Origin of the sequence: Rhodococcus sp. OAS809 (assembly GCF_040546695.1) — a bacterium.
Taxonomy (GTDB): Bacteria; Actinomycetota; Actinomycetes; order Mycobacteriales; family Mycobacteriaceae; genus Rhodococcus_F; species Rhodococcus_F qingshengii.
This window is the reverse complement of the sequence record NZ_JBEPOI010000002.1, coordinates 3,825,843-3,849,246: the sequence shown is the minus strand read 5'-3', so window position 1 is coordinate 3,849,246 and position 23,404 is coordinate 3,825,843. Positions and strand designations below refer to the sequence as shown.

The 23,404-nt window shown below is 62.9% G+C and carries 17 protein-coding genes; 8 read left to right on the top strand and 9 right to left on the bottom strand.

What is annotated here, in order from left to right:
* Nucleotides 1-6: 6 nt before the first annotated feature.
* The 6 genes from ABIE52_RS20985 to ABIE52_RS20960 form a co-directional block, all read right to left on the bottom strand.
* The gene (locus ABIE52_RS20985) at nucleotides 7-2,109 is read right to left on the bottom strand and encodes an acyltransferase family protein (protein WP_192712859.1); all 2,103 of its coding nucleotides are present in this window, start codon (nucleotides 2,107-2,109) and stop codon (nucleotides 7-9) included.
* A gap of 40 nt (nucleotides 2,110-2,149) precedes the next feature.
* Nucleotides 2,150-2,968 carry an ESX secretion-associated protein EspG gene (locus tag ABIE52_RS20980; RefSeq protein WP_192712860.1) on the bottom strand — a complete coding sequence of 273 codons (819 nt, stop codon included), beginning with the start codon at nucleotides 2,966-2,968 and terminating at the stop codon, nucleotides 2,150-2,152.
* The gene (locus ABIE52_RS20975; RefSeq protein WP_058038058.1) at nucleotides 2,968-4,221 is read right to left on the bottom strand and encodes a PPE domain-containing protein; all 1,254 of its coding nucleotides are present in this window, start codon (nucleotides 4,219-4,221) and stop codon (nucleotides 2,968-2,970) included. Before ABIE52_RS20975 ends, ABIE52_RS20980 begins: the two co-directional genes overlap by 1 nt.
* A 60-nt stretch (nucleotides 4,222-4,281) precedes the next feature.
* Complete coding sequence (locus ABIE52_RS20970) at nucleotides 4,282-4,581, bottom strand: PE family protein (protein WP_003945399.1); 300 nt, start codon at nucleotides 4,579-4,581, stop codon at nucleotides 4,282-4,284.
* 134 nt (nucleotides 4,582-4,715) lie between these two features.
* Nucleotides 4,716-5,066, bottom strand: a complete 351-nt coding sequence (locus ABIE52_RS20965; protein WP_007736028.1) for a metallopeptidase family protein — start codon at nucleotides 5,064-5,066, stop codon at nucleotides 4,716-4,718.
* Between the two features lie 3 nt (nucleotides 5,067-5,069).
* Nucleotides 5,070-6,176: a septum formation family protein gene (locus tag ABIE52_RS20960; protein ID WP_003945397.1), complete on the bottom strand. Its 1,107-nt coding sequence runs from the start codon at nucleotides 6,174-6,176 to the stop codon at nucleotides 5,070-5,072.
* 70 nt (nucleotides 6,177-6,246) lie between these two features.
* Between ABIE52_RS20960 and ABIE52_RS20955 the strand changes: the two genes are divergently transcribed.
* The 4 genes from ABIE52_RS20955 (at nucleotide 6,247) to ABIE52_RS20940 (ending at nucleotide 15,266) form a co-directional block, all read left to right on the top strand.
* Nucleotides 6,247-6,642 carry an ankyrin repeat domain-containing protein gene (locus tag ABIE52_RS20955; RefSeq protein WP_003945404.1) on the top strand — a complete coding sequence of 132 codons (396 nt, stop codon included), beginning with the start codon at nucleotides 6,247-6,249 and terminating at the stop codon, nucleotides 6,640-6,642.
* A 65-nt stretch (nucleotides 6,643-6,707) separates the two neighbouring features.
* Complete coding sequence (serS, locus tag ABIE52_RS20950) at nucleotides 6,708-7,961, top strand: serine--tRNA ligase (RefSeq protein ID WP_007736032.1); 1,254 nt, start codon at nucleotides 6,708-6,710, stop codon at nucleotides 7,959-7,961.
* 363 nt (nucleotides 7,962-8,324) lie between these two features.
* The gene (locus tag ABIE52_RS20945; RefSeq protein WP_192712861.1) at nucleotides 8,325-11,540 is read left to right on the top strand and encodes an Ig-like domain repeat protein; all 3,216 of its coding nucleotides are present in this window, start codon (nucleotides 8,325-8,327) and stop codon (nucleotides 11,538-11,540) included.
* 252 nt (nucleotides 11,541-11,792) lie between these two features.
* Nucleotides 11,793-15,266, top strand: coding sequence for a beta strand repeat-containing protein (locus ABIE52_RS20940; RefSeq protein WP_192712862.1), 3,474 nt, complete (start codon nucleotides 11,793-11,795; stop codon nucleotides 15,264-15,266).
* Between the two features lie 10 nt (nucleotides 15,267-15,276).
* On the opposite strand, the gene ABIE52_RS20935 is transcribed toward ABIE52_RS20940, so the two are convergent.
* A complete protein-coding gene (locus ABIE52_RS20935) occupies nucleotides 15,277-16,116 on the bottom strand; it encodes a hypothetical protein (protein WP_125050184.1) in 840 nt (279 codons plus the stop codon).
* Between the two features lie 93 nt (nucleotides 16,117-16,209).
* Here ABIE52_RS20935 and ABIE52_RS20930 point away from each other — a divergent pair, with 93 nt between their 5' ends.
* Together ABIE52_RS20930 and ABIE52_RS20925 are read left to right on the top strand one after the other, a co-directional pair.
* On the top strand, nucleotides 16,210-16,965 hold the full coding sequence (locus tag ABIE52_RS20930; RefSeq protein WP_003943903.1) for a lysophospholipid acyltransferase family protein: 756 nt from the start codon (nucleotides 16,210-16,212) through the stop codon (nucleotides 16,963-16,965).
* A gap of 3 nt (nucleotides 16,966-16,968) precedes the next feature.
* Nucleotides 16,969-17,703, top strand: coding sequence for a lysophospholipid acyltransferase family protein (locus tag ABIE52_RS20925; RefSeq protein WP_007731829.1), 735 nt, complete (start codon nucleotides 16,969-16,971; stop codon nucleotides 17,701-17,703).
* A gap of 25 nt (nucleotides 17,704-17,728) precedes the next feature.
* On the opposite strand, the gene ABIE52_RS20920 is transcribed toward ABIE52_RS20925, so the two are convergent.
* Nucleotides 17,729-18,436 carry an Ltp family lipoprotein gene (locus ABIE52_RS20920; protein ID WP_081305320.1) on the bottom strand — a complete coding sequence of 236 codons (708 nt, stop codon included), beginning with the start codon at nucleotides 18,434-18,436 and terminating at the stop codon, nucleotides 17,729-17,731.
* Nucleotides 18,437-18,608: 172 nt separating this feature from the next.
* Here ABIE52_RS20920 and ABIE52_RS20915 point away from each other — a divergent pair, with 172 nt between their 5' ends.
* Nucleotides 18,609-19,430, top strand: coding sequence for a Cof-type HAD-IIB family hydrolase (locus ABIE52_RS20915; protein WP_037131235.1), 822 nt, complete (start codon nucleotides 18,609-18,611; stop codon nucleotides 19,428-19,430).
* A gap of 37 nt (nucleotides 19,431-19,467) precedes the next feature.
* On the opposite strand, the gene ABIE52_RS20910 is transcribed toward ABIE52_RS20915, so the two are convergent.
* A complete protein-coding gene (locus tag ABIE52_RS20910) occupies nucleotides 19,468-21,465 on the bottom strand; it encodes an N-acetylmuramoyl-L-alanine amidase (RefSeq protein ID WP_125050185.1) in 1,998 nt (665 codons plus the stop codon).
* 331 nt (nucleotides 21,466-21,796) lie between these two features.
* Here ABIE52_RS20910 and ABIE52_RS20905 point away from each other — a divergent pair, with 331 nt between their 5' ends.
* The gene (locus ABIE52_RS20905; RefSeq protein ID WP_047272751.1) at nucleotides 21,797-23,359 is read left to right on the top strand and encodes a SpoIID/LytB domain-containing protein; all 1,563 of its coding nucleotides are present in this window, start codon (nucleotides 21,797-21,799) and stop codon (nucleotides 23,357-23,359) included.
* Nucleotides 23,360-23,404 lie beyond the last annotated feature (45 nt).

Below are 23,404 nucleotides of genomic sequence, written 5' to 3'. Positions count from 1 at the left end.
CCGGCTTCACCACCAACCGGTCTGGACGCTCAGTTGGCGCCCGAGTTCAGTGGACAGCGTGCTCACGTAGCTGGCTGTCAGGTGGTGGGAATCGTGATACACCAACACATTTCCCTCCACGACGCGGCACAACTCCGGTCCGCAGACGCCGTCGCTTAGGTCGAGTAGACGGACGTTGGTCAGATCGCCGATCGCCGACGGCGCCGGATTGACGTCGCTGAGCATTTCGGACCGTGGCATCGCGCAGTGATCGGGTGACGTGGTTGTCGCCAGACAGTCGATCGCGCGGTAGGCGACGCCGTCGTGGTGCAGCCAGGGGGTATCGCGGATGGCGAGTACGTCGATACCGTCGCGCCCCAGTTCCTCCCACACGTGTACGTAAGACTCGGGCGTCACGTCGCCAGGGCCGTCGGAACTCGGCCTGGTTGCCGTCGTGAACACGAAATCGGGTGAGGCGTCGGCCAACTCGGTCAGCACTCCACGCGACCAGTCGACGCAATCCGGATAGTCGTTGTCCGACAACGTCTGTATGGAGTCGATGGTGAGCGGGCAGCCCATCTTCAGATACGTGTCGACGCGGAACCCGTGACTCTTGCCGAGTTCGTCGAGCGCAGTGAGCCAGTGCTCGGAGTGCGAACCACCCGCGAGCGCGATGGTTCTGTCTGCGTCGGCGTCGCCGTAGGTGCAGTGGACGACGTCCCGCTCGAGAAAATCGGCGATACAGCCGTCGAGCGTACTGGCCGGAAGGTCCAGTGGCGCATCGAAGATCGAGGGAACCATCGACGCCTTGGGTACTTCGGCACCGTCGGTGAGCGCGAGTGCGCCGGGATGGGTCGGGAGGTCGAGGGTGTCGACTGCCCGCTGGCCCGTCGTCTGGCTGCTCGCGTACGACTGCCAGGCGACCGAAGCGGCGAGGACCACGGCAGCGGTGACGACGCAAGCCAGGACGGTGTACCGGCGCGAGCGGCCTCCACGTTCCACCGGAACCTCGATCAGGCGCCGAAGTGCAAGCGCCCCCGCGACGGAGAGGGCGATGATCAGTGCCCCGCCGAGCAGGCCGGCTTCGGGGCGTCCGGTGATCACGAGTGCAAACACCAGAATCGGCCAGTGAATCAGGTACAGCGCGAATGCGAACGAGCCGAGCCACGTCAGTGCCGGATGGGCGAGCGTCTTCGACGTCCAAGGCGTGTCGTCGCCGACTCCGGACAGGATCAGCGCAAGAGTGGCCAGCACCGGCACCAGCGCCCACGGGCCGGGGAACTGCTGGGCGCCGTCGAGCACTATGCCGCACAACAGGATCGACGAAAGACCCGCCCAGCCGATCGTCGCTCTGACCGAGAACGGCAGGGATGCGATCTGCCGACTGCGTGTGCTGGTCATCAGAACGGCCAGCAGACCACCGAGTGCCAATTCCCACAACCTGGCACCGGAGTCGTAGTACGCCCAGGCTTGGTGACGTGAAGATTTGGCGAGTGCGTAGAGAAAAGATCCTGCGGTCAGAACCAGAAGGGTGACCGCGAGTGACGGGCGGAAATAGTTGGGATTCACGCGTGAAGCCACATAAGCGATCACGGAGACCAGTGCGATGGCCAGGAGATAGAACTGACCTTGTACGGCCATCGACCACAGGTGCTGCAGGGGAGTGACCGAGCCGTCGGCGGCCAGGTAGTCGCTTGCGGTGCTGGCGAGCTGCCAGTTCTGGAAGAACCCGAGCACCGCGATCAGTTGATCGCCCAGATCGGCCCAGCGTGTGCGTGGCAGCAGCAACGCGGTCCCCAGTGCGGTCAAAATGCTGACCACCGCGATCAGGGGGAACAGCCGCAGAAACACCCGCCGCAGTGCCGGGACCGGGTTGAGTGAACCCCCGGCTTCGGCGCGTCGAACCAGTGAGCCGACGAAGAAGTATCCGGACAGAACCAGGAAGACGTCCACCCCGCCCGATACCCGTCCGAACCACACGTGGAACACGACCACCAAACCGATGGCGAGGCCACGCAGTCCGTTCAGGTCTTGTCGGTGCGGTGTTGTTGCCCGTTCATCGTTCGGCCGGTCGATCGTGGCGACCGAGCCTTGTTCGCCCGGTGACGACGGTTGACGCGAGAACTGCATGCTGAAGTAAGGCTCCGGGCGTTGAAGGGACGCCCCGAGGTTACCCGGAAGTCTCCGGCGCCGATTCCTCGAGTTCCGTTACCAGAGCGTTCACGGCTTGTCGGAGGCGATGGGATGTTCCGGAACTGATGGACGTCCATTCGGTGCCGTCGGCGGCCCGAGTGGTCGAACCGACCAGCCGACCCGACAAGGTGTCGTACACAGTCACTGCGCCGGTCATGAGCGTCGTCGCTCCCAAACTGTGTGGTATTCCAACCAATTCGGCGAAGGCGGTGCATGAGACGATTGCGCTACCCAGTTGGCGCGCGTCGTCTTCGGGTATTCCGGCGTTGATCAAGGCCGAGGTTACGCTGCCTGCATCCGGGCCGGCGCCGAATGCCAGGCTGAGCATCTCGGTCGGTGCGTTGATCACGGCAATCGGCATTGCTTCGGCGCTGCCGAGCGCGGTGACAACGGGTGCAGCTGGTTCGGTTGTGACACTGCGTAATGCGAACGAAGAATCGGTTGAAGTTGCTTCGACACAAAGGAATTCGCCCTGCGCGACGCAGAGGCGTGAAATGCTTCCGCCGACATGCCGACGCAGCGCCAACTCCCACTTGGGGTGGGTCAGGACGCGCAGGCGGGCACTGAGGTCGTGATGGATCTCCCCACCGGGGAGGAGATCGCGCTCGGAGAGTGAATCTGCCGCGGACTGCATCGCCGTACGGTGAGCGCTCGCACTGCCGTGAACCGTCGCGCCACCGAGAACCACGGGAAGCCCATCGAGTCCGAGTCGCTCACGTAAATAGTCGATTTCGTCCTGTGACAGGGCGACGACAGGTAAATTCCACCCCTCAGGTGAGGTGCCGAGATCCACCATCAATGCTCTGCAGTTTCGAGTGCGCCACCGATCACGGACGGGATGACTGTTCGGCCGTCGGCGAAGTGCTCGAAGTGCTTCAGGTAATCGGGTGTGTCGTGCTCGGTCTCGTCTTCAGATTGGGCCGCATGACGGCCGCCGGCGATCGGCGCAGATCCGCCTGCGGTTCGGGCCGGATCCACCTTGACGGTATCCGCGGTGCCCTGAACCGGCGAGGTCACGGGGTTCTGGCGTGTGGCGCTCTGGCCGGTGGAGGGATCAGGAAGAGCGTGCCGACCGGTGCTGCTGCTCGACGACGAGCCCGCGATTGCTCCGGCTCCTGTAGTCGCGGAAGCTGCGCTGACCTGTGCCGGTGCCCGGCTTGCCGACGGGGTGCCGAACAGTGATGGTGTGGAAGCGCCGAGTCTTGCGCCGCCGAGTCCCGCGCCGCCCAGTCCGGTGAGTCCTGCTCCTGCCGTCGCGAGAGCTGATGCGGCAGTGGTGGCGCCTGTGACTGCGGTGGTGGTGGCGCTGGCTGCGGTGGCAACTCCACCGGAGATGGCACCGGCCTGTGAGGCAGCGGCGGCAAATACCGGGTTGGAAACTACGGATGCGACAGCAGCGGTGGCGGCGCGCACGGGATCCGCGATTGCGTCAGCGAGCGTGGATGCCGCTTGCACGACGGACTGTCGTGCGGCGCTGCCTGGGCTTTCGGCCGAAGCGGATGCCCCAGCTGTGGGTTCCGCGATGGACGGTGGTGAGTCGAAGTTCTGCTGCACGGCCAGATGGGCCGTTGCGGCGTCGTACGTTTCCATTGTCACCGCCGCTCGAATTTTGAGAGCTTCTTCGGCAGCCTCGGCGGCGGCGGCACCGCCGACCAGGGCACCGCCGATGGAGTACGCGGCGACCTTTGCCGCTTGAACTGCCGCGATCTCCGCCAGCGACGGCATGGCCAGGGTGGCGAAGGTGTAGGAACCGGACTGTACTTGGGCTTTACCTGCGGTTTCTCCCGCGAGCAACGCGGCCGCTGCAGCCCATTCCTGGAACGGTGCGAATTTGCTCAATGCGGCATCCGCTGCTTCTCCGGACCACCCGGTGCGAAGATCCGCCATCACGCGAGAGATGGACGCAGCGGTGTCGGTGAGTCCGGACGACACGGTGGACCAGGCTCCGGCCGCCACGCCGAGAGGGACCGGCCCGGCTCCGGCGACCAGTGCTGCGGAGTTGGGTGCTGCGCCCCGTGGATACCAGATGACGCCGGTGATGCCGACCATTGTTCTTCCCCCCAGGAAGTGTGACTGTGTTGCCGAGTTACCGAGTTCGATTTCTGTCGATCAGATCGGTGCGGCTGCCAGGCTGGACTTGGTGAGCTGGTCTTCGAGCTCGTAGGCAGCTGCATTCTTGCGCAGAGCTGCCGCAGCCGCGGTGAGCTCCTCGATTGCCCGATCGGTGGACGAGGCAAGGCTGCCCGAAATGGTGTTGAAGTAATTTGCCGCGCTACCGGACACTTCTTCGGATCCCGCTGGGAGAACGCGTAGCGTCGGCTGCGCAGTAGAGACGATTCCGCGCAATCGCGTCGCCGCAGACTCGAGTTCCATTGCGGCGGCAACTAGGGCTTGAGGGTCGACGTGCATAGTGCCGAACTCCTTCCTGACCAGGGCGGATAAGTGGTCGGGAGGCCGTGCGCACAGCCGTCGATATCCCCCCGCACATACTTTGATGCCTACCGCCCGCTTTTGGTTCCCCCCGAAATCGGACGACTTTGCCCTCAGCCCCAGCCGAGTTCGTGCAATCTGTCTTCTTCGATGCCGAAATAGTGCGCGATCTCGTGGATGACGGTCACGGCAACCTCGTGAACAACCTCGTCCTCGGATGCGCAGATGTCGAGTATCGAATCGCGGAAAATAGTGACCGTGTCCGGCAGGTACCCACCGTAATGAGAATCCCGCTCGGTCAGAGCGACGCCCTGATACAAACCGAGCAGCCCCGGCTCTTCCTCGTCACGTGCTTCGACAAGCACCACGACATTGTCGATTGCCTTGGCAAGTTCGGGCGGAATCAGATCGAGCGCCTCGCCGACCAGTTCCTCGAACCGGTCGGGCGTCATAGTTACCGTCATGGCTTACGACGGCGGAGCTGCGCCGGGCAACGGCGTCGGCAACGACCGACCTTCCGGTGCAGCGGGTGGCGGGACCGGAGCGGCGCCGTTGATCAGGATGTCGCCCTTGGCGCTTCCGGTGATCGCGGCAAACCCGCCGGTTTCGACCTCTTTGCCGATCGAACAATTGACTCGGCGGCTGCCGGCCAACCAGCTTTCCAGTGAAATGTTGTCCCAGAACAGTGTCAGCGTCTTGTCGCGAAGCGCGTCTGCGGAACCAAGGTACTCGTTGGACGCCTGAGTGCAGACGCCCTCGAGATAGCGGTCCTGATCTTCGACCGACGGCATTGCGCCCGGGAATTGAGTGCCGAGGTCTATCACCGAAATAACCTCGTATGCATGCGGTTTCGCGCAATCGACCGGATCGGTCGGGAGGTTCTGGTTGATGCCGATGCAAGTGCCGACGTCCCACACGTTCGACTGGTCCTGGTCCGCCACGCGGCCAACGAACGGTTGTAGCTCGCCGGTCGTGGTCGAGAACTGCAACCCGCAACGCAGTGCGCGCTCGCCCGAAGCCCAACCCGATTCGCTCGGGAACATCAAGCCGACGCTGAACTTGCCCTTGGGATCGAATTTCGAATCGAGGTAGGACATGACGATGGGTGTGCAGTGCTCGTCGCGTAGTTCGGCGAATCGAAGGGCGCCCGGGTACCGGGAACCGGGGCCGAACTCGGCGCCCGGGAACACCGAGAGGTCGAGTGGTCCGGCTACCTCGAAGCGGTGTTCAGTTCCGCACTGAACCTTCGACATGTCCGTGCGGTCTCCGCCCGACTCGGTCGCAGGCGTCCAGTTGAGGCAGTCGCCGGCCGCAGCCGCGGTGAAGGCGTCGTCGCGAGTCGATCCCGTCGCTGCGGGACCGCCACCACTGACACTGACCGAGGACGAGTCGTCCTTGTTCAATCCACCGGAAATCGCGATCGTTGCGATCGCGGCGACCACCGCACCTACCGCCACAGCAGCCAGGACCCGACGGGTGCGACTCGCGGAGACAGTTTTCTTCGCCGGCGTCCCCTGGGGATCGGCCGGATCTGGCGACTTCTCGATCTTGTCTTCGGACATCGATTCCATCATGCCTGTTGCCGTGGCGATATCGAACCTTCACTACAAAACTCACAATCGCGTCTGTGAGTATTTTGTAGTCATGAGCGAAAACACCCCACTCGATCCCGAGGCTGTCGAGCTGGCGGGCCGGCTCTTCGACATGGCACGAACCGGTGATGCAGCCGGGCTGGCGTCGTACGTCGATGCCGGAGTTCCCGTCAATCTGACCAACGAGAGTGGCGACACGCTCGTCATGTTGGCGGCGTACCACGGTCACGCTGACGCCGTCGTTGCCCTGATCGAGCGCGGTGCCGACGTCAACCGACCCAACGACAAGAACCAGACGCCCCTTGCCGGGGCGGTCTTCAAGGGCGAGGATGCGGTGGTGAAAGCGCTGGTGAGCGGGGGAGCCGACCCGAAAGGTGGACACCCGACGGCGGTCGACGCGGCTCGGATGTTCGGACGCGAGGACTACCTGAGTCTGCTCGAATCGTGATCTCTCCCTCTCCGACGTGGACGTGACCGTCGGAGAGCTGCAGTGAGTGGGTAAAGTTCGAAGTCGTGATTGACCTCAAGTTTCTCCGTGAGAACCCCGAAATCGTCCGCGAGTCGCAGCGCACCCGTGGAGAAGATCCAGGACTGGTCGACGCTCTGCTCGAAGCCGACGCGTCCCGACGCGCTGCCGTTCTGACCGGAGACAACCTCCGTGCAGAGCAGAAGGCCTTCGGCAAGAAGGTCGGACAGGCATCTCCGGAGGAGCGTCCCGCACTGCTCGAAGGTTCCAAGGAACTGGCGGCAAAGGTCAAGGAAGCCGAGGCCGCGCAGCACGAGGCGCAGGCCGCGCTCGACGCCGCACACCGCGCGATTTCCAACGTCGTACAAGAAGGTGCGCCGGCCGGCGGCGAGGACGATTACATCGTTCTCGAACACGTCGGTGAGATTCCGAAGTTCGACTTCGAGCCGAAGGATCACCTCGAGCTGGGCGAGTCGCTCGGCCTGATCGACATGGAACGCGGCGCCAAGGTTTCGGGTTCGCGCTTCTACTTCATGACCGGCTACGGGGCCATGCTCCAGCTCGGACTGCTGCAGTTGGCTGCGCAGAAGGCGATCGCCAACGGATTCACGATGATGATTCCGCCGGTGCTCGTACGCCCGGAAATCATGGCCGGTACCGGCTTCCTCGGTGCTCACTCGGACGAGATCTACCACTTGCAGGATGACGACCTGTACCTCGTCGGAACTTCCGAGGTACCCATGGCCGGCTACCACTCGGGCGAGATCCTCGAACTGAACGAAGGCCCGAAGCGCTACGCCGGTTGGTCGTCGTGCTTCCGCCGCGAGGCCGGAAGCTACGGCAAGGACACCCGCGGCATCATCCGTGTTCATCAGTTCGACAAGGTCGAGATGTTCACGTACTGCCGTCCCGAGGACGCCGACGCCGAACACCAGCGTCTCCTAGGGTGGGAGCGAGACATGTTGGCGGCCATCGACGTTCCGTACCGCGTGATCGACGTCGCCGGCGGAGACCTCGGTTCTTCGGCTGCGCGTAAGTTCGACTGCGAGGCATGGGTCCCGACGCAGGGCACTTACCGCGAGCTGACATCGACGTCCAACTGCACGACGTTCCAGGCCCGCCGCCTCGGAGTTCGGTACCGCGACGAGAACGGCAAGCCGCAGACGGCCGCTACTCTCAACGGCACCTTGGCTACGACGCGCTGGATCGTGTCGATTCTCGAGAACCATCAGCAGGCCGACGGCTCGGTGCGAGTGCCCGAGGCATTGGTGCCGTTTGTCGGCACGGATGTGCTTCGCTGACACGCTGAACCAACACAATCAGGGCCGCGACGGACTCCGTCGCGGCCCTTTTCGTACTTTCGTACTGGTAGGTTTGGAACTTTTTCTGAACTGACGAAATATCAACTTTTTCCCGCCGATTGGCGCGGTGACCACCAAAAGCGTTGTCGATGGGCCGCTTTGGCGATAGTTTTGCGTTCAATCGAGTTTCCATACTCTGCTTTTCCATCCCGCGTCTGGTGATACGAGGGTGAGTCCGGGGTGAATTGGACAAGTGTCTTGCCAAAAGTAGTACACGTACTAGTTTTTTCGTTATGTTGTGACGGCGCGCACACGTTTTGTCCGAATCCACTGCTCATGTTTGCCCTTCCGAAGGAAGTGCCCATGCCCCAAATCTCTCAGTTGCGGCGATTCGCCGTGCCCATAACCGGAACCGCCATGGTCGCCGGAATGCTGCTGGTCGGCACGCCCGCGTCAGCTGCTATCTCGACCACCGGTTTCAAAACAGCGTGCGTTGCCGGATCGATTATCGGAGACGTCCACAAGGTCACCGACAACCTCATCACGGTCGACGCCCCGGCTTCTGTCCAGCCCGGCGAGACTTTCACCTACCGAATTCAGCCGAGCGGAACGTCATATCCGGACAAGGACTCCGGAGCGACTACTACGAACTTGTCACGTCTGAAAATCGACTATGCCATCCCGAGCAATGCGACGTACGTTTCCGCTACCGTCGTCGCAGGTACCTCCATCGGACTCGACAATGTCGCACCGAATGTTCTCAGAGTCAACGATTCTGGCAATGTCGACGGCAGCGGCGGGATCCTGCGGTTGTCAGGAAACAACCAGGTGATCGGCAACAGTCCGACGACGAGCACGAACTCGGAGGGTGGAATTCGAGTACCGAAGTCCAAGAAGAACCTCGATGGCTCGACAAACGGCAACGGAGACACGTGGTTCCGACTTCCCGCAGTCGACGTAACAATGGTCGCTGGTGCGACGGGAGTGATCCAGCCGAAGGTGAGGACCGCGGGTGCGGCCGGCAACCTCGGTGCCAGCGAAAACTTCAGCACTCAGCTCGCAAAGGCGAGTTTCCTTGGTACACAGTGGGCTCCGACCCGGTGCTCGCCTCGCGAGAACAAGGACACCACGCCTCTCAACGCTGGTGCAGGTCCACTCGCGACGATCAGCATTGCTTCGGCTCCGGTGGATGTCGAGACCACGACGTCACTCTCGGTTCCGGCTACTGCCATCACAGGTACGGCGGTTGATCTGACGGCCACCGTGGCTCCGAACAACGCTGTCGGCACGGTGCAGTTCAAGTCGAACGGCACGGCGATCGGCACTCCGGTCACGGTGACTGGCGGTGTTGCGACATTGAGCCATGCGTTCGATGCTGCTGGTGCGCAGAGTGTTACGGCTGATTTCACTGCTGGTGCAGGATTTGTGAGTTCGTCGGCGTCGGCTCAGACGGTGACCGTTTCTGATCCGGCTCCGGTGGATGTGGAGACGACGACGTCGTTGTCGGTTCCCGCGACTGCCGTCACGGGTGCGGCGGTTGATCTGACCGCGACGGTTGCTCCGAATACTGCTGTCGGTACGGTGCAGTTCAAGTCGAACGGCACTGCGATCGGCACTCCGGTCACGGTGACTGGCGGTGTTGCGACATTGAGTCATGCGTTCGATGCTGCTGGTGCACAAAGTGTTACGGCTGACTTCACTGCTGGTGCAGGGTTTGTCAGCTCGTCGGCGCCTGCTCAGACGGTGACCGTGTCGGATCCGGCTCCGGTGGATGTCGAGACCACGACGTCACTCTCGGTTCCCGCGACTGCCATCACGGGTACCGCTGTTGATCTGACCGCGACGGTTGCTCCGAACAACGCTGTGGGTTCGGTGCAGTTCAAGTCGAACGGCACGGTGATCGGTTCACCGGTTGCAGTTGCGTCAGGTGTTGCGACGCTGTCGCATGCATTCGATACTGCTGGTGCACAAAGTGTTACGGCTGACTTCACCGCTGGTGCAGGGTTCGTGAGTTCCTCGGCGCCGGCTCAGACGGTGACCGTTTCTGATCCGGCTCCGGTGGATGTGGAGACCACGACGTCACTCTCGGTTCCGGCGACGGCGATCACGGGTACGGCTGTTGATCTGACCGCTACCGTGGCTCCGAATACTGCTGTCGGTACGGTGCAGTTCAAGTCGAACGGCACGGCAATCGGCTCCCCGGTCACGGTGACTGGCGGTGTTGCGACTCTGTCGCACGCGTTCGATGCTGCTGGCGCTCAAAGCGTTACGGCTGACTTCACCGCTGGTGCAGGGTTCGTCAGCTCGTCGGCGCCTGCTCAGACGGTGACCGTGTCGGATCCGGCTCCAGTGGATGTGGAGACCACGACGTCGTTGTCGGTTCCCGCGACTGCCATCACGGGTGCGGCGGTTGATCTGACCGCGACGGTTGCTCCGAACAACGCTGTCGGCACGGTGCAGTTCAAGTCGAACGGCACGGCAATCGGCTCCCCGGTCACGGTGACTGGCGGTGTTGCGACTCTGTCGCACGCGTTCGATGCTGCTGGTGCGCAAAGTGTTACGGCCGACTTCACCGCGGGTGCCGGCTTTGTCAGCTCGTCGGCGTCGGCTCAGACGGTGACCGTGTCGGATCCGGCTCCAGTGGATGTCGAGACCACGACGTCACTCTCGGTTCCGGCGACGGCGATCACGGGTACGGCTGTTGATCTGACGGCGACGGTTGCTCCGAATACTGCTGTCGGTACGGTGCAGTTCAAGTCGAACGGCACGGCGATCGGCACTCCGGTGGCAGTCTCCGCGGGTGTTGCGACGCTGTCGCACGCGTTCGATGTTGCTGGTGCGCAGAGTGTTACGGCCGACTTCACCGCTGGAGCTGGGTTTGTGAGTTCGTCGGCGCCTGCTCAGACGGTGACGGTGTCGGATCCGGCTCCGGTCGACAAGGCGACAAAGACGGTGCTGAGTGTTCAGGGTGAAGCCAAGGTCGGACTGCCTGTTGATCTCTTCGCGACAGTGTCCGAAGATCCCTCGGACGCCCTGGTACCGTCCGGCGGAACGGTCCAGTTCAAGATCGGTGGAGTCGATCTGGGCGCCCCGGTCGCGGTTGTTGACGGAGTTGCCAAGCTCCCGCACGTCTTCGGAGCAGAAGGCACCTTTGCAGTCTCGGCTGTATTCAGTGGATCCGGTGTGTTCACGTCGTCCACTGCGGAGTCTGTCGACGTCAATGTCACGGTTCCGACCCCGTCGGATGTCGAAAGCTCTACGTCGTTGACGGCTCCGTCCTCGGCAAAGGTCGGCACGGCGGTGCAGCTGAAGGCTGTGGTCAGTTCTTCCGGCGCGACGTCGGGAACCGTCCAGTTCTTCGACGGAACGACTCCGATCGGAACTGCCGTTGATGTTGTCGGTGGGCAGGCCGTGCTGAGCCACACCTTCACCACGACCGGCAACCATTCGATCACCGCGGTCTACAGCGGAGCCCAGGGCGTCACGGGTTCCACGTCGACTGCATCGGTTGTGAACGTCGGCAACGGGGGTGGTGGCTCCGGTTCGCTCGGTTCACTGTCGCTGCCGTTCGGTTCATGATTCTCCGATGATGTGATGCCCCCTTGCGCCCATAGGTGCAAGGGGGCATCGCTCTTCGGGAATCGCTGATCGGTCGTTAGCTGAACTATTGGCAATTCATGAATATTTGTCTGAAATAACTGATACAAGTACTACTTTTGACGGGTACTGTACGAGCGTCCAGCTCCATTCCGATTTCCGCTCTGTTCGAGTGACCTCCTTCCGTGCGGTTCCCGATCCACGTCTGTTGCTAGCTGAGGAGAGTTCGTGTTGGTGAGAAGAAGTTCCGCGGTCGTGGTGGCGGCGTTGGTCGGTGGCGTGCTGGTGGCAGGTGGCGTTGCTTCGGCAGCTCCGACGTCATCTCCCGCGGTGGAGAACTCGATCGGGTTCAAGCTGGGTTGCGATGGTTACGAACATCTGGCTGTTGATATCGCGGATGTGTTTCATTCGACGGGTGTGACGGTGTCTGCACCGGAGAAGGTGGTGGCGGGGTCGACGTTCACCTATCGGGTTCAGCCGAACGTGATGTCGGTGCCGACGGGTGGGCATGCAGGCCGCAGTGTCGGTAAATGGACGCGGCTCAAGTACGACTTCGATATACCTGCAGGGGTGTCGTTGGTGGATGCTCAGGTCGTGGCAGGTACTTCGTCGAATTTGTCCGGTGTAACTCCGTCGGTGATTCGGATCAACGACGGCGGTTCGCCGGATGGCGCGGGTACGCATCTGCGTATTTCGGGGAACAATCAGACTGCTGACTCGAACAACAAGGGCGGTAACGGCCCGAGCACGAGCAAGAACAGTGACGGTGGAATCGAGGTAGGGGCAGGGAAGACCTTCCGGTTGCCCGCGATCGACGTGACGGTGGTTGCCGGTGCCGCGGGTAGTACGGTGCAGCCGAAGTTGCGTGCCACAGATGGTGATTCGGGTGCGTTCAATTCGCCGAAGAATGCGTTCACGTTCTTGCAGTACGAGACCCTTTGGCCGGGGTACTGGGAGCGCTACAACTGCTCTCCGCGCGATTCGAGTGGTGGTGGGTTGAATGCGGGTGGTCAGGCATTGGCCACCGTCAACGTCGTCTCGCAGGCGGCGACCTCGACCACAGTGACATCCGGCGCGGCTGCAACGGTCGGTCAGTCGACCGATTTGGTTGCGCAGGTCTCCCCGGCACCGACAGGCGGCACCGTTCAGTTCAAGGATGGCGGAACTGACATCGGCGCCCCGGTGGCCGTCGTCAATGGCGTTGCCACACTGCCACATACATTCACCGCGGCAGGCGATCACTCCATCACCGCTGTATACGACGGTGTTCTCGAGTTTCTGACATCCACGTCACCAGCACGCACAGTGAGCGTGGCCGCTGCCGATGTACAGACGACTGCGTCGTTGACAGTCCCGAGTAGTGCCGTAGAGCAGACCTCGGTCGCGCTGACCGCAAACATCTCACCGGCAGCTAACGGCGGAACGGTCCAGTTCAAGGACGGTGGCATCGACATCGGCGGACCCATCGCGGTGACTGGCGGAGCGGCGACCCTGGATCACACGTTCACTACGGCAGGATCGCACTCGATCACTGCGGTCTATTCAGGTACTGCAGGTTTTGGTGGTTCGACCGCGCAAGCTCAGACCATCGAGATCTCGAGCTCAGCGCTGAGTACGACTACAACGCTTCAAGTTCCGGCTACGGCGGTCACGGGTACTGCGGTTGATTTGACCGCTACCGTGGCTCCGAACAATGCGGTGGGTTCGGTGCAGTTCAAGTCGAACGGCACTGCGATCGGTTCACCGGTTGCAGTTGCGTCAGGTGTTGCGACGCTGTCGCATGCATTCGATACTGCTGGTGCACAAAGTGTTACGGCTGACTTCACTGCCGGTGCAGGGTTCGTGAGTTCCTCGGCGTCGGCTCAGGCGGTGACGGTGTCTGATCCGGCTCCGGTGGATGTGGTGACCACGACGTCACTCTCGGTTCCCGCGACGGCGGTTACGGGTACTGCGGTTGATCTGACGGCGACGGTTGCTCCGAACAACGCTGTGGGTTCGGTGCAGTTCAAGTCGAACGGTGCGGCGATCGGTTCCCCGGTCACGGTGACTGGCGGTGTTGCGACATTGAGCCATGCATTCGATACTGCTGGTGCACAAAGTGTTACGGCTGACTTCACTGCCGGTGCAGGCTTCGTGAGTTCCTCGGCGTCGGCTCAGGCGGTGACCGTGTCTGATCCGGCTCCGGTGGATGTGGTGACCACGACGTCACTCTCGGTTCCCGCGACGGCGGTTACGGGTACTGCGGTTGATCTGACCGCGACGGTTGCTCCGAACAACGCTGTGGGTTCGGTGCAGTTCAAGTCGAACGGTGCGGCGATCGGTTCCCCGGTGACGGTGACTGGCGGTGTTGCGACGCTGTCGCATGCGTTCGATGCTGCTGGTGCACAAAGTGTTACGGCTGACTTCACTGCCGGTGCAGGCTTCGTGAGTTCCTCGGCGTCGGCTCAGGCGGTGACGGTCTCTGATCCGGCTCCGGTGGATGTCGAGACCACGACGTCGTTGTCGGTTCCGGCGACGGCGGTTACGGGTATGGCGGTTGATCTCACCGCGACGGTAGCTCCGAACAACGCTGTCGGTACGGTGCAGTTCAAGTCGAATGGCACGGCGATCGGCACTCCGGTGGCAGTCACGTCGGGTGTTGCGACGCTGTCGCATGCGTTCGATGCTGCTGGTGCTCAGAGTGTTACGGCCGATTTCACCGCCGGTGCTGGCTTTGTGAGTTCGTCGGCATCTGCTCAGACGGTGACCGTTTCTGATCCGGCTCCGGTGGATGTCGAGACGACGACGTCGCTGTCGGTTCCGGCTACGGCGGTTACGGGTACTGCTGTTGATCTCACCGCGACGGTAGCTCCGAACAACGCTGTGGGTTCGGTGCAGTTCAAGTCAAATGGCACTGCGATCGGTTCCCCGGTGACGGTGTCCGGTGGCACCGCGACCCTCTCACATTCTTTCGATGCTGCTGGTGCACAGAGCATTACCGCGGATTTCACCGCTGGTGCCGGATTCAAGAACTCGGTTGCAAGTGCGAAGTCAGTTCAGGTCAGTGTTGCCGACCAGGAATCCGTCGTCGAACTGAATATCCCGACCGACGCCAAAACTGGTGTGGCGACCGACTTGTGGGCAACCGTCCGAACGTCGTCGGATGATGCTGTCGGCGTCGGAACCGTGCAGTTCTACGACGGTGGCGTCGCGATCGGCGGTCCTGAAGCGGTTACGGCCGGCGCTGCCGGCCTGACGCATTCGTTTACCTCTGCGGGTGCGCACAGCATCACTGCGGTCTATTCGGGAGGAGCCGGTGTAGTCGGATCCTCGGCCCAGGCGCGGACGGTGAATGTAACGGACCCTGCGCCTTCGGATGTCACCACGGAGACTGTGGTGACGGTGCCTGGTGATGCCGTGGTGAACAAGTCGGTGACCCTGTCGGCGACTGTCAGTTCGGTGCAGAACGGTGGAACGGTGCAGTTCATGGATGGGGATACTCCGATCGGTGACGCTGTGGCAGTGGTCAACGGGATCGCGGCGCTGAACCACACCTTCACCACAACTGGCACGCATTCGATTTCGGCAATCTACAGTGGCGCAGCCGGATTCACAGGCTCCACCTCGGCGGCCCACGCAATTCAGGTCAAGGCTGCAACCGGCGGTGGCACGGGCAGCCTCGGTTCAGGAAGCGCTGGCTCGAGCGATTTCCTTCCGTTCGGTTCCTGACCGGAACAGTTCAGGTCGCGGCCCCGAGGCAATATCCCTCGGGGCCGATCGACAGGGTGAACTGCATCGAGCGTGAGTTACCCGTTCCGTCGCGGACGGGCAGGGTGACACGGACGTAGTCGCCGCGAACCGGAGTGACTGTTGCAGCGTCGGCGTCGAAAGACTTGATACCGGCCAGCTGATTCGGATCGAGCTTGAGTGGCGGCTGGCCGGTTGCGCCGGTGCCGTCGGGATCCCACGGGCTGTTGCCGGGGCAGATCAGTGGATAGAACGTCTCGACGTCGCGGGTATTGACCGGCCGTCCCGTGGCGCGTGAGAGAAACCTGACGACGGCATGGGAAGCGTCGGCCGCGGTGTAGAAGTTTGATTGCCCCGCAGGGAAGACGAACGGGCACGCATAGCCGGAAGCGATCTCCGAGCGCTTGGCGGCGACGGAGAGTCCGCCGCCGCTCCAGGTGACCGCGTACTGGCCGTCGACGCCTGGTGCAGCGATGGCCGTCAAGATGGCGGGAACATCCGAATATCGGTCGGCGATCGTTGTGGGCGGCATCGTCCAGCATGCGTTCGTGAGCGCAGCCACGTCCAAGGACACCAGGTCCGTTGCCCAAGCTGCCAAGGCCGGCGCAGCAGCCGGATTGCCGGGCACGTCACCAACCGGAGGTGGCGCGACCGGCGCAGTGGGCGCAATTGTCGTCGTGGGTGCGAGAGTGGTTGTTGTCGTGGTTTCAGTCGTCGGCGGAGACGGTTCGTCCGTCAGGATTCCCGTCCGTCCGTCGTCCTCACATGCGGTTATCGCCAACGTCATGGCGAGTGCGACTGCCCCCACTGCCGCTCGTCCTGCCGACTTCATTCGTTCGTACGCCCCTTTTGCGACATTCTGACCAACATCCACCCCAGAACTGCTGCGGGTCAGATCACGGATTCCCGTCTACGCTAGCGAACTGTGGATCCCGTTTACAGAACAGTCATCGGCATCGCCCGTACCGTCTTCGCTTTCGAGGGCCTGAAGTTCTCCGTCAAGGGAGAGCAGAACATCCCGGCGTCCGGTGGCGCCGTGATCGCGATCAACCACACCGGGTACATGGACTTCACGTATGCGGGACTGCCGGCACGGACCCCGAAGCGCTACATCCGGTTCATGGCCAAGAAAGAGGTCTTCGACAACAAGATCTCCGGACCGATCATGCGGGCCCTCAAGCACATCCCGGTCGACCGCGGCGCGGGCGCCGACTCCTACAAGGCGGCCGTAGATTTCCTGAAGCGCGGCGAATTGGTGGGCGTGTACCCCGAAGCCACGATCAGTCGGAGCTTCGAGATCAAGGAATTCAAGTCCGGCGCCGCTCGGATGGCGATCGAGGCGGGCGTCCCGATCGTTCCCGTCGTCATCTGGGGCGCTCAGCGCGTGTGGACGAAGGGTTATCCGAAGCGTTTGGGCCGCACCAACACTCCCATCTCCATTGCCGTCGGCGAGCCGATTGCACCTTTCGAGCCGGCGAGTGAGCTGACGGCGAAGCTGCGGTCGACGATGCAGGAGTTGCTGCTCGATCTGCAGAAGAACTACGACCATCCCGCCGGCGAGTACTGGGTGCCGGCTCGCCTCGGTGGCAGCGCGCCGACGCTCGAGCAGGCCGACAAGATGGATGCCGATGAGGCCGAGGCGAAAGCCAAGGCTCGCGAGGCGCGGAAGTCCGAAGGCTGACCGATGTCCTTCGAGCCCGTTTACACCGCCGTCGAGGTAGTCGCGCGTGGTCTGAGCGGTTTCCAGGGTGTGAAGGTCACCCGCACCGGGACTGAGAACGTCCCGGTGTCCGGCGGTGCCGTCATCGCGATCAACCACACGAGCTACCTCGATTTCATACCGGCGGCCCTGGCGGTCGGTACCGCGAAACGCAAGCTCAGGGTGATGGCAAAGGCCGAGTTGGCGGACAACAAGGTACTCGGCTTCCTCATGCGTGGATGCGGAGTCATCGAAGTCGATCGCTCTGCCGGAGCGCAGGCGTATCGAGCCGGAGTCGACGCCCTGAAACGGGGCGAACTGGTGGGCGTCTACCCGGAGGCGACGATCAGCCGGAGCTTCGAGATCAAGGAAATGAAATCCGGAGCAGCTCGGATGGCCATCGACGCCGGCGTTCCGATAATTCCGCTGATCGTCTGGGGCGCCCAGCGGATCGTCACCAAGGGCGGACCGAAAAATCTGGGCCGCAATCATTTCCCGATCTCGGTGGAGGTGGGTGCACCGATCGATCCGGTAGAACCCGCCGAAGCGTTGAGCGAGATTCTGCGCATCGAGATGGATGCGATCCTGCGCCACGTTCAGGACGGGTTCGTGCACGAGCCCGGGGCGTACTGGGTGCCTCGCCGACTCGGCGGTGGCGCACCGACGCCGGAGGAAGCCGCGGCCATGGACGCACAGGAACGCGCGAAGCGGGCGCGCTGAATAGACGGCGCTTGCGCTGATGCGGTCAGTACACGGCGTTGGCTCCGTACTCGGCCTGCGCACTCGTGAAGCCCTCGTACTCGAGCTGCTCGATCAGTCCTGACCTGGAGAACGACGTCATCTCGAGGTACTGCTCGGCACTCAGCGCAGCCTGCTTGTTCCAATCGGCGTTCAAATTGTCTACCGCGTACGTCGCATCCTCCGTGGAGAAACCTTCGTACTCGAGCTGTTCGATCAGTCCGCTGCGGGAGAAGGCAGTCATGTCGATGTACTGCTGGGCGGATCGGACGGCGTTCCGCTGACCGGAGCTGACCTGCGGCCTGGCCGGGGCAGGCGCAACTGTCGTAGTGACCACAGGTGCGGGCGCCTGGTATGTGGTCGTCGTGGGCGCCGCCACCTTGCTGGACGACGGGGCAGGAGCAGCGGGCGGCGCACTGACGATCGGTGCGACAGCTGCAGGCGTCGTAGAAGCAGTGGTAGTCGGTGCAGCGGTGGTGGTCGGTGCAGCGGTGGACTTCGAGTCGTCCTTATCTCGTCCACCGAGGAGGCCTGCGACGACAAGCAACACGACGACTCCACCGGCAATCCACGGCCACTTCTTCGACTTCTTCTCAGGTTGCGGTTGCGGCGAAGGCACCTGGAATTGGGGCTGTGAGTTGCCATAGGGCTGGGAATTCCCGTAAGGCTGGGAGTTTCCATAGGGCGGCGGGGGCAGATCGGGCGGCACGGACATGGGTGTTTCTCCCTTTGTGAAAGTCTTGTTCTCCCGCAATAGATACCAGACCGGTCGGACTGAAATGCGTTTTGCGCGAATCTCTCGCGGTTTCGCGATGTCCGAAGCGGGCGCGCTGAGCGAGACCGTCGTACCGGGCAGGCACAATGGCGGTGTGAGCCCAGACCGTCGTATCAGCCCTGACCGCCCAACCTTGGTTGCGACCGATGTCGACGGCACCCTCATCGATCACGACGAGTTGGTCAGTGCCCGCACCCGCGCCGCCGTGCATGCCGTCGTCGAATCCGGCACGCCGTTCCTGCTGGCAACCGGGCGTCCTCCGCGATGGATTTCGCCCGTCGTCGAGGGCTTGGGATACGCGCCACTCGCCGTCTGCGCCAATGGAGCCGTTGTCTACGACAGCTACGCCGACCGCGTCCTCAGCGCCGCGACCTTGTCGGTCGACGCACTCACCGAACTCTCCGAGCTGGCACTGGTTGCACTCCCGGGCGCAGGTTTGGCCGCGGAACGAGTGGGGGAGAGCGCACATGACGCCGCCACCCCACAGTTCGTCAGCTCACCGGACTACGAACATGCCTGGCTCAACCCGGACAACACCGAGATGTCCGAGGACGAAGTGCTTGCGGCGCCGGCCGTCAAACTCCTGATTCGCCGTCCAGGCATGACCAGCACGGCGATGTACGACACGCTCGCTCCGCACGTCGGTGCGCTCGCCGACATGACGTACTCCACCGAGAACGGACTGATCGAACTCTCGGCGCCGGGAATCACGAAGGCGTCGGGCCTGGTTGCCGCCGCGGAGAGGTTCGGCTTCGACCTGTCGGGTCTGGTTGCCTTCGGGGACATGCCCAACGACATCCCGATGCTGGGGATGGCACGCCTCGGCGTTGCCATGGGCAACGCTCACCCCGAAGCCAAAGCCGCAGCCGACGAGGTCACCGACACCAATTCGGCACACGGGGTCGCAAAAGTCCTCGAGCGCTGGTGGTCGTAGAACCCACCAGCGCCCGAGGACGTGTACTGCTCGAGTGTCAGCCGACAGGCGCGCTGTTGGCCATTTCCTGGGCAAAGGTCTCGTTGTAGGTCTTGAGGACCTTCGTGACCATGCCGGTGATCTGGTTGAAGATCAGCGAACCGTTCTCGAAGTCGCTTCGCAGGCCGTCCGGGATCGAGTACTCGTCCGAGATCGGCAATCCCAGTTCACCCGCGTCGGAACCGAAACTCTGCCACGACTTGAAGATCTCGCCGAGCACGGTGAACACTCCGCCGTTCGGCGAGGTGTAGACAGCGCCGTTCTGGAACAGCGCACCCTGGTTGCCGAGCTTCGCCTGCAGAATTCCGGACAGTGCCTGGCCGAGGCGTCCGATCTCGCCACCTTCGGCGATCCACTTCTGCGCGAGCGGTGAATTGTCGGTGATCTGCAGAATCTGGGTGACCAGATCCGGGATCGACGAACCGGTGCCACCGGTGACCGTGTCGACCGGAGTGGTCGGCTTGGGCGCGGGTGTCGACGGATTGGAGGGGTTCGAGGGGTTCAACGTTCCCCCGATGTTCGCGGCCGCGATGTTCCGGATGTCGTTCATGTGTGCGTATGCGGCATCACCCGGGCACGCGGTGTTTCCGACGTCGCGGTGGGCGAAGATGATCGGCAGATCGACTGCTGCGCCCTGCGGGTACGGCGTGAACTCGGTGCCCTCGGAGTACATCGTCGTTCGGCCCTTGGGATCGAGTCCGGCCATGCCGAGCTTCCAACCGAGGAACTTGCCGACGGCGTTGAGCGTCGCCTGCGAAGGCTCGACGGTGGAGTAGTCGCCCATCATCGCGATACCGGTGGTGTTCTCGTTGAATCCACCCGCGTGTGCACCCTGAACTGCCTTGTCGAGTCCGCCTGCGCGGCCTTCGAAGGTCTGACCGTACTTGTCGACGAGGACGTTGTATCCGACGTCGCACCAGCCGAGCGTCTGTGCGTGGTAGGCATAGATCGAGCGGACGATGCCGGCCGATTCGGCCTTCGTGTAGTTGTTGCTACCTGCGGTGTGGTGAACGGTCGCGCCACCGATGAAGTCGTCGTAGGTGGGGGAGTCGCAGCGAAGTGACTCGTCTGCTCCCCACTGAGCACGGGTGATGACGGACGGTCCGCTGCCGCCGAGCGGCGCTGCGACGGCCTGCAGATTGCTGTCTGCCTCGCTGGCACCCGGGTCGATCAACACGGCGGTGACGGCATCTGCTGCCGTCGTCACCTGGCGAAGCGGCTTGGACACCGAAGCGGGTGTGTACCCGAGTTCGCCGGTGGCTGCGGGTGCTTCAGCGGGGGCAGCTTCCGGAGCGGGCGCGGGGGCAGCTTCCGGAGCGGGCGCGGGGGCAGCTTCCGGAGTCGGGGCCGGCACAACCTCGGCTGCGGGAGCAGCGGCACCCTGCGGCGTGAGGATCTGGATGGACTTGGTGGCGCCGACGAAGACAGGTTCGGTGGCGGTACCGGCGTTGGTTGCCTGATCCGAGCTGGCGGAGTCGATGGCGTCAGGGGTGAACCACGGGCCCCAGGTGCCGTCTTCGGCCAGGGCGCGGACCTTGGACTGCGCCGAGGCGATGGTGTCCGAGGTCAACGCGACCATGCTGAACGGAGTGTCGCGGGTGACTTCCTTGACCACGGCACCTGGCTCTTCCTCGGAAGGAACCGGAGCGGTTTCGGTCGGGGCGCCGGGAGCAGCGGGTGCCGGGAACAGCTCGGTCGGCAGCGTGATCCCGGGAGGTAGCGGGATTTCGGTCGGGAGCTTGAGGTTTCTCAGATCACCGAGGTTGATGTCGGGGAGATCGAGACCGGTCAGCTCCTTGACCGGAATGATGATGTCGGGCACCGACGCGAGGAGCACCTCTGCGATCTGGGTCGGCACTGCTACTGACGTCGTCTCGTTCGCGGAACGTACATCGGACGTAGTGCTCGTGAAGCCGTAGACCGCAAAAGGACTTGCGACAGCCACTGCGGCTACAGCCCCGAGTACGAGCGAGGGCTTCGGTCGACGGTGTGGCAAGGGATTACTCCTCGGTTGTAGTTACTTGCGAGCGAACTTCAGGGCCGATGACGGCCGTGAACGGAATCCTTCAAAACCGGATCCGAGCAGGTCGGATGCCATGTTCTGGGGTTGAACTCCAGTTTTCGGACGCGTACGTCTGCAACTCGTGATGCTGATGTGACTCGTGTGACTGGTGTTGCTAACTCCAAACACTCTTGCCACACTAGTCACAAAAGTCCATAACGCTCAACCTTAGGGTGAGACTTTAGTTAAATCGTTGTGGACTGGCCTGCGCACGAAGTACCGACTTCGCGGACTCGTGAGGCCGGTAGCGATGAGGAGAGCATTGATGGCGAGAAGCGGAAGAAGCGGAACTGCAGGTAAGAAGCCTGTGTCCGGTCGCGCAGGTCGCTTTCTGGTGGGCGGACCCGGGAGGCGAACCTCGCTGATGCGGATCTCGGTCCTCGGTCTCGTTCCGGCTCTTGCGCTCGGCGTCGCGATCGGAGGTTTCACGCAAATCCGCGCTGACGAGCCGTCGATCCTGCACGCCGTCGCTGCCGACACGCAATTCACGCTCTCCGGGCACGGCAACGGACATGGCCGTGGAATGGGCCAGTGGGGCGCTTACGGCTACGCCAAGAACGACGGCTGGTCCGGCGAGCGAATCCTCAGTCACTACTACGGGGGAACCGTCCTGGACTCGATGCCGCCTGCCCAGATGAGTGTGCGGCTCACGGCCCAGGACAACTCGACGCTCGACGTCTACTCCGACGCCGGCCTCGTGGTCAACGGTCAGCGCACCGCGCCCGGCGAGGCTGCCCATCTCACTGCACTGCCCGGTGGCGGTGCGCAGGTAGTGGTCACCAGCGGGTGTGGTGGCGGGGTTGTCTGGGAAGCGGTCACCGACCATCCGTGGGTGGACCCGGTGGACCTCGGTCCTGATCGACCCGCCGACCAGTTCCTGAAGCTGTGCAACAACGACGCGCCCTATCGAGGCGCCCTCGGCGTAGTGCTCGACAACGGCTCGGCTCGGACAGTCAATCTCCTCGACATGGAGGACTACCTGCTCGGCGTGGTGCCGGTCGAAGCGAAGGCCGAATGGGCCGATTCCGGTGGGGCCGAAGCGCTACGGGCGCAAGCCGTGGCAGCACGCTCGTACGCTGCGACCGAGCATCGCAGCTCGTACGCCGACACCTGCGACACTCAGGACTGCCAGGTCTACGGCGGAGCGGGCAAGGAAGATCCCCGCACCACCGAAGCCGTCCGGTCCACCGCCGGCGCCGTTCTGTCGCGTGACGGCAAGATCGTTGCCACCGAATTCTCCTCGTCCACAGGAGGTTACAGCTCCGGCGGTGAATTCCCGGCCGTCGAGGATCTCGGTGACGCCCTTTCTCCGAATCATGACTGGACAGTGAATCTGACCGCAGGGCAGATTGCGGACGCCTTCGATGTGGGTGAGCTGCAATCGCTCAAGATTCTCTCGCGCAACGGATTCGGTACCGACGGCGGGCGAGTGACGGCAGTCGAGGTAGTCGGAACAGATGCAACTGTTGGCGCCACCGGAATTCAGTTCCGTCAGAAACTCGGCCTGAAATCCGACTGGTTCACCATCGGTGACGGTGCGGGTGTGGTAGTGGCACCGAATTCGGAATCGACAGTGCCGGAATCCAATTCGCCATCCGACGATCCATCGGGTACGGTTACGGAGACGCAGATCGAGAAGAAGTATCGGGAGCTCGGCGGTGAAAGCGGCTCTCTCGGTGCTCCTGCCGGCCCGGAGATGCAGTTGCCCTCCGAAGCAGGCACTTTCCGTGTCTACGAAAACGGAACCATCATCTGGACAAAGGTTTTGGGCGCGCAGGTAGTTGATGCCAACGTGCTCCGCGAGTGGATACCGACGGGCGGAAGCTAGGGGAAGGTCGGTCGGTAGCGACTCGCACGTATCGACTCTGAAGGG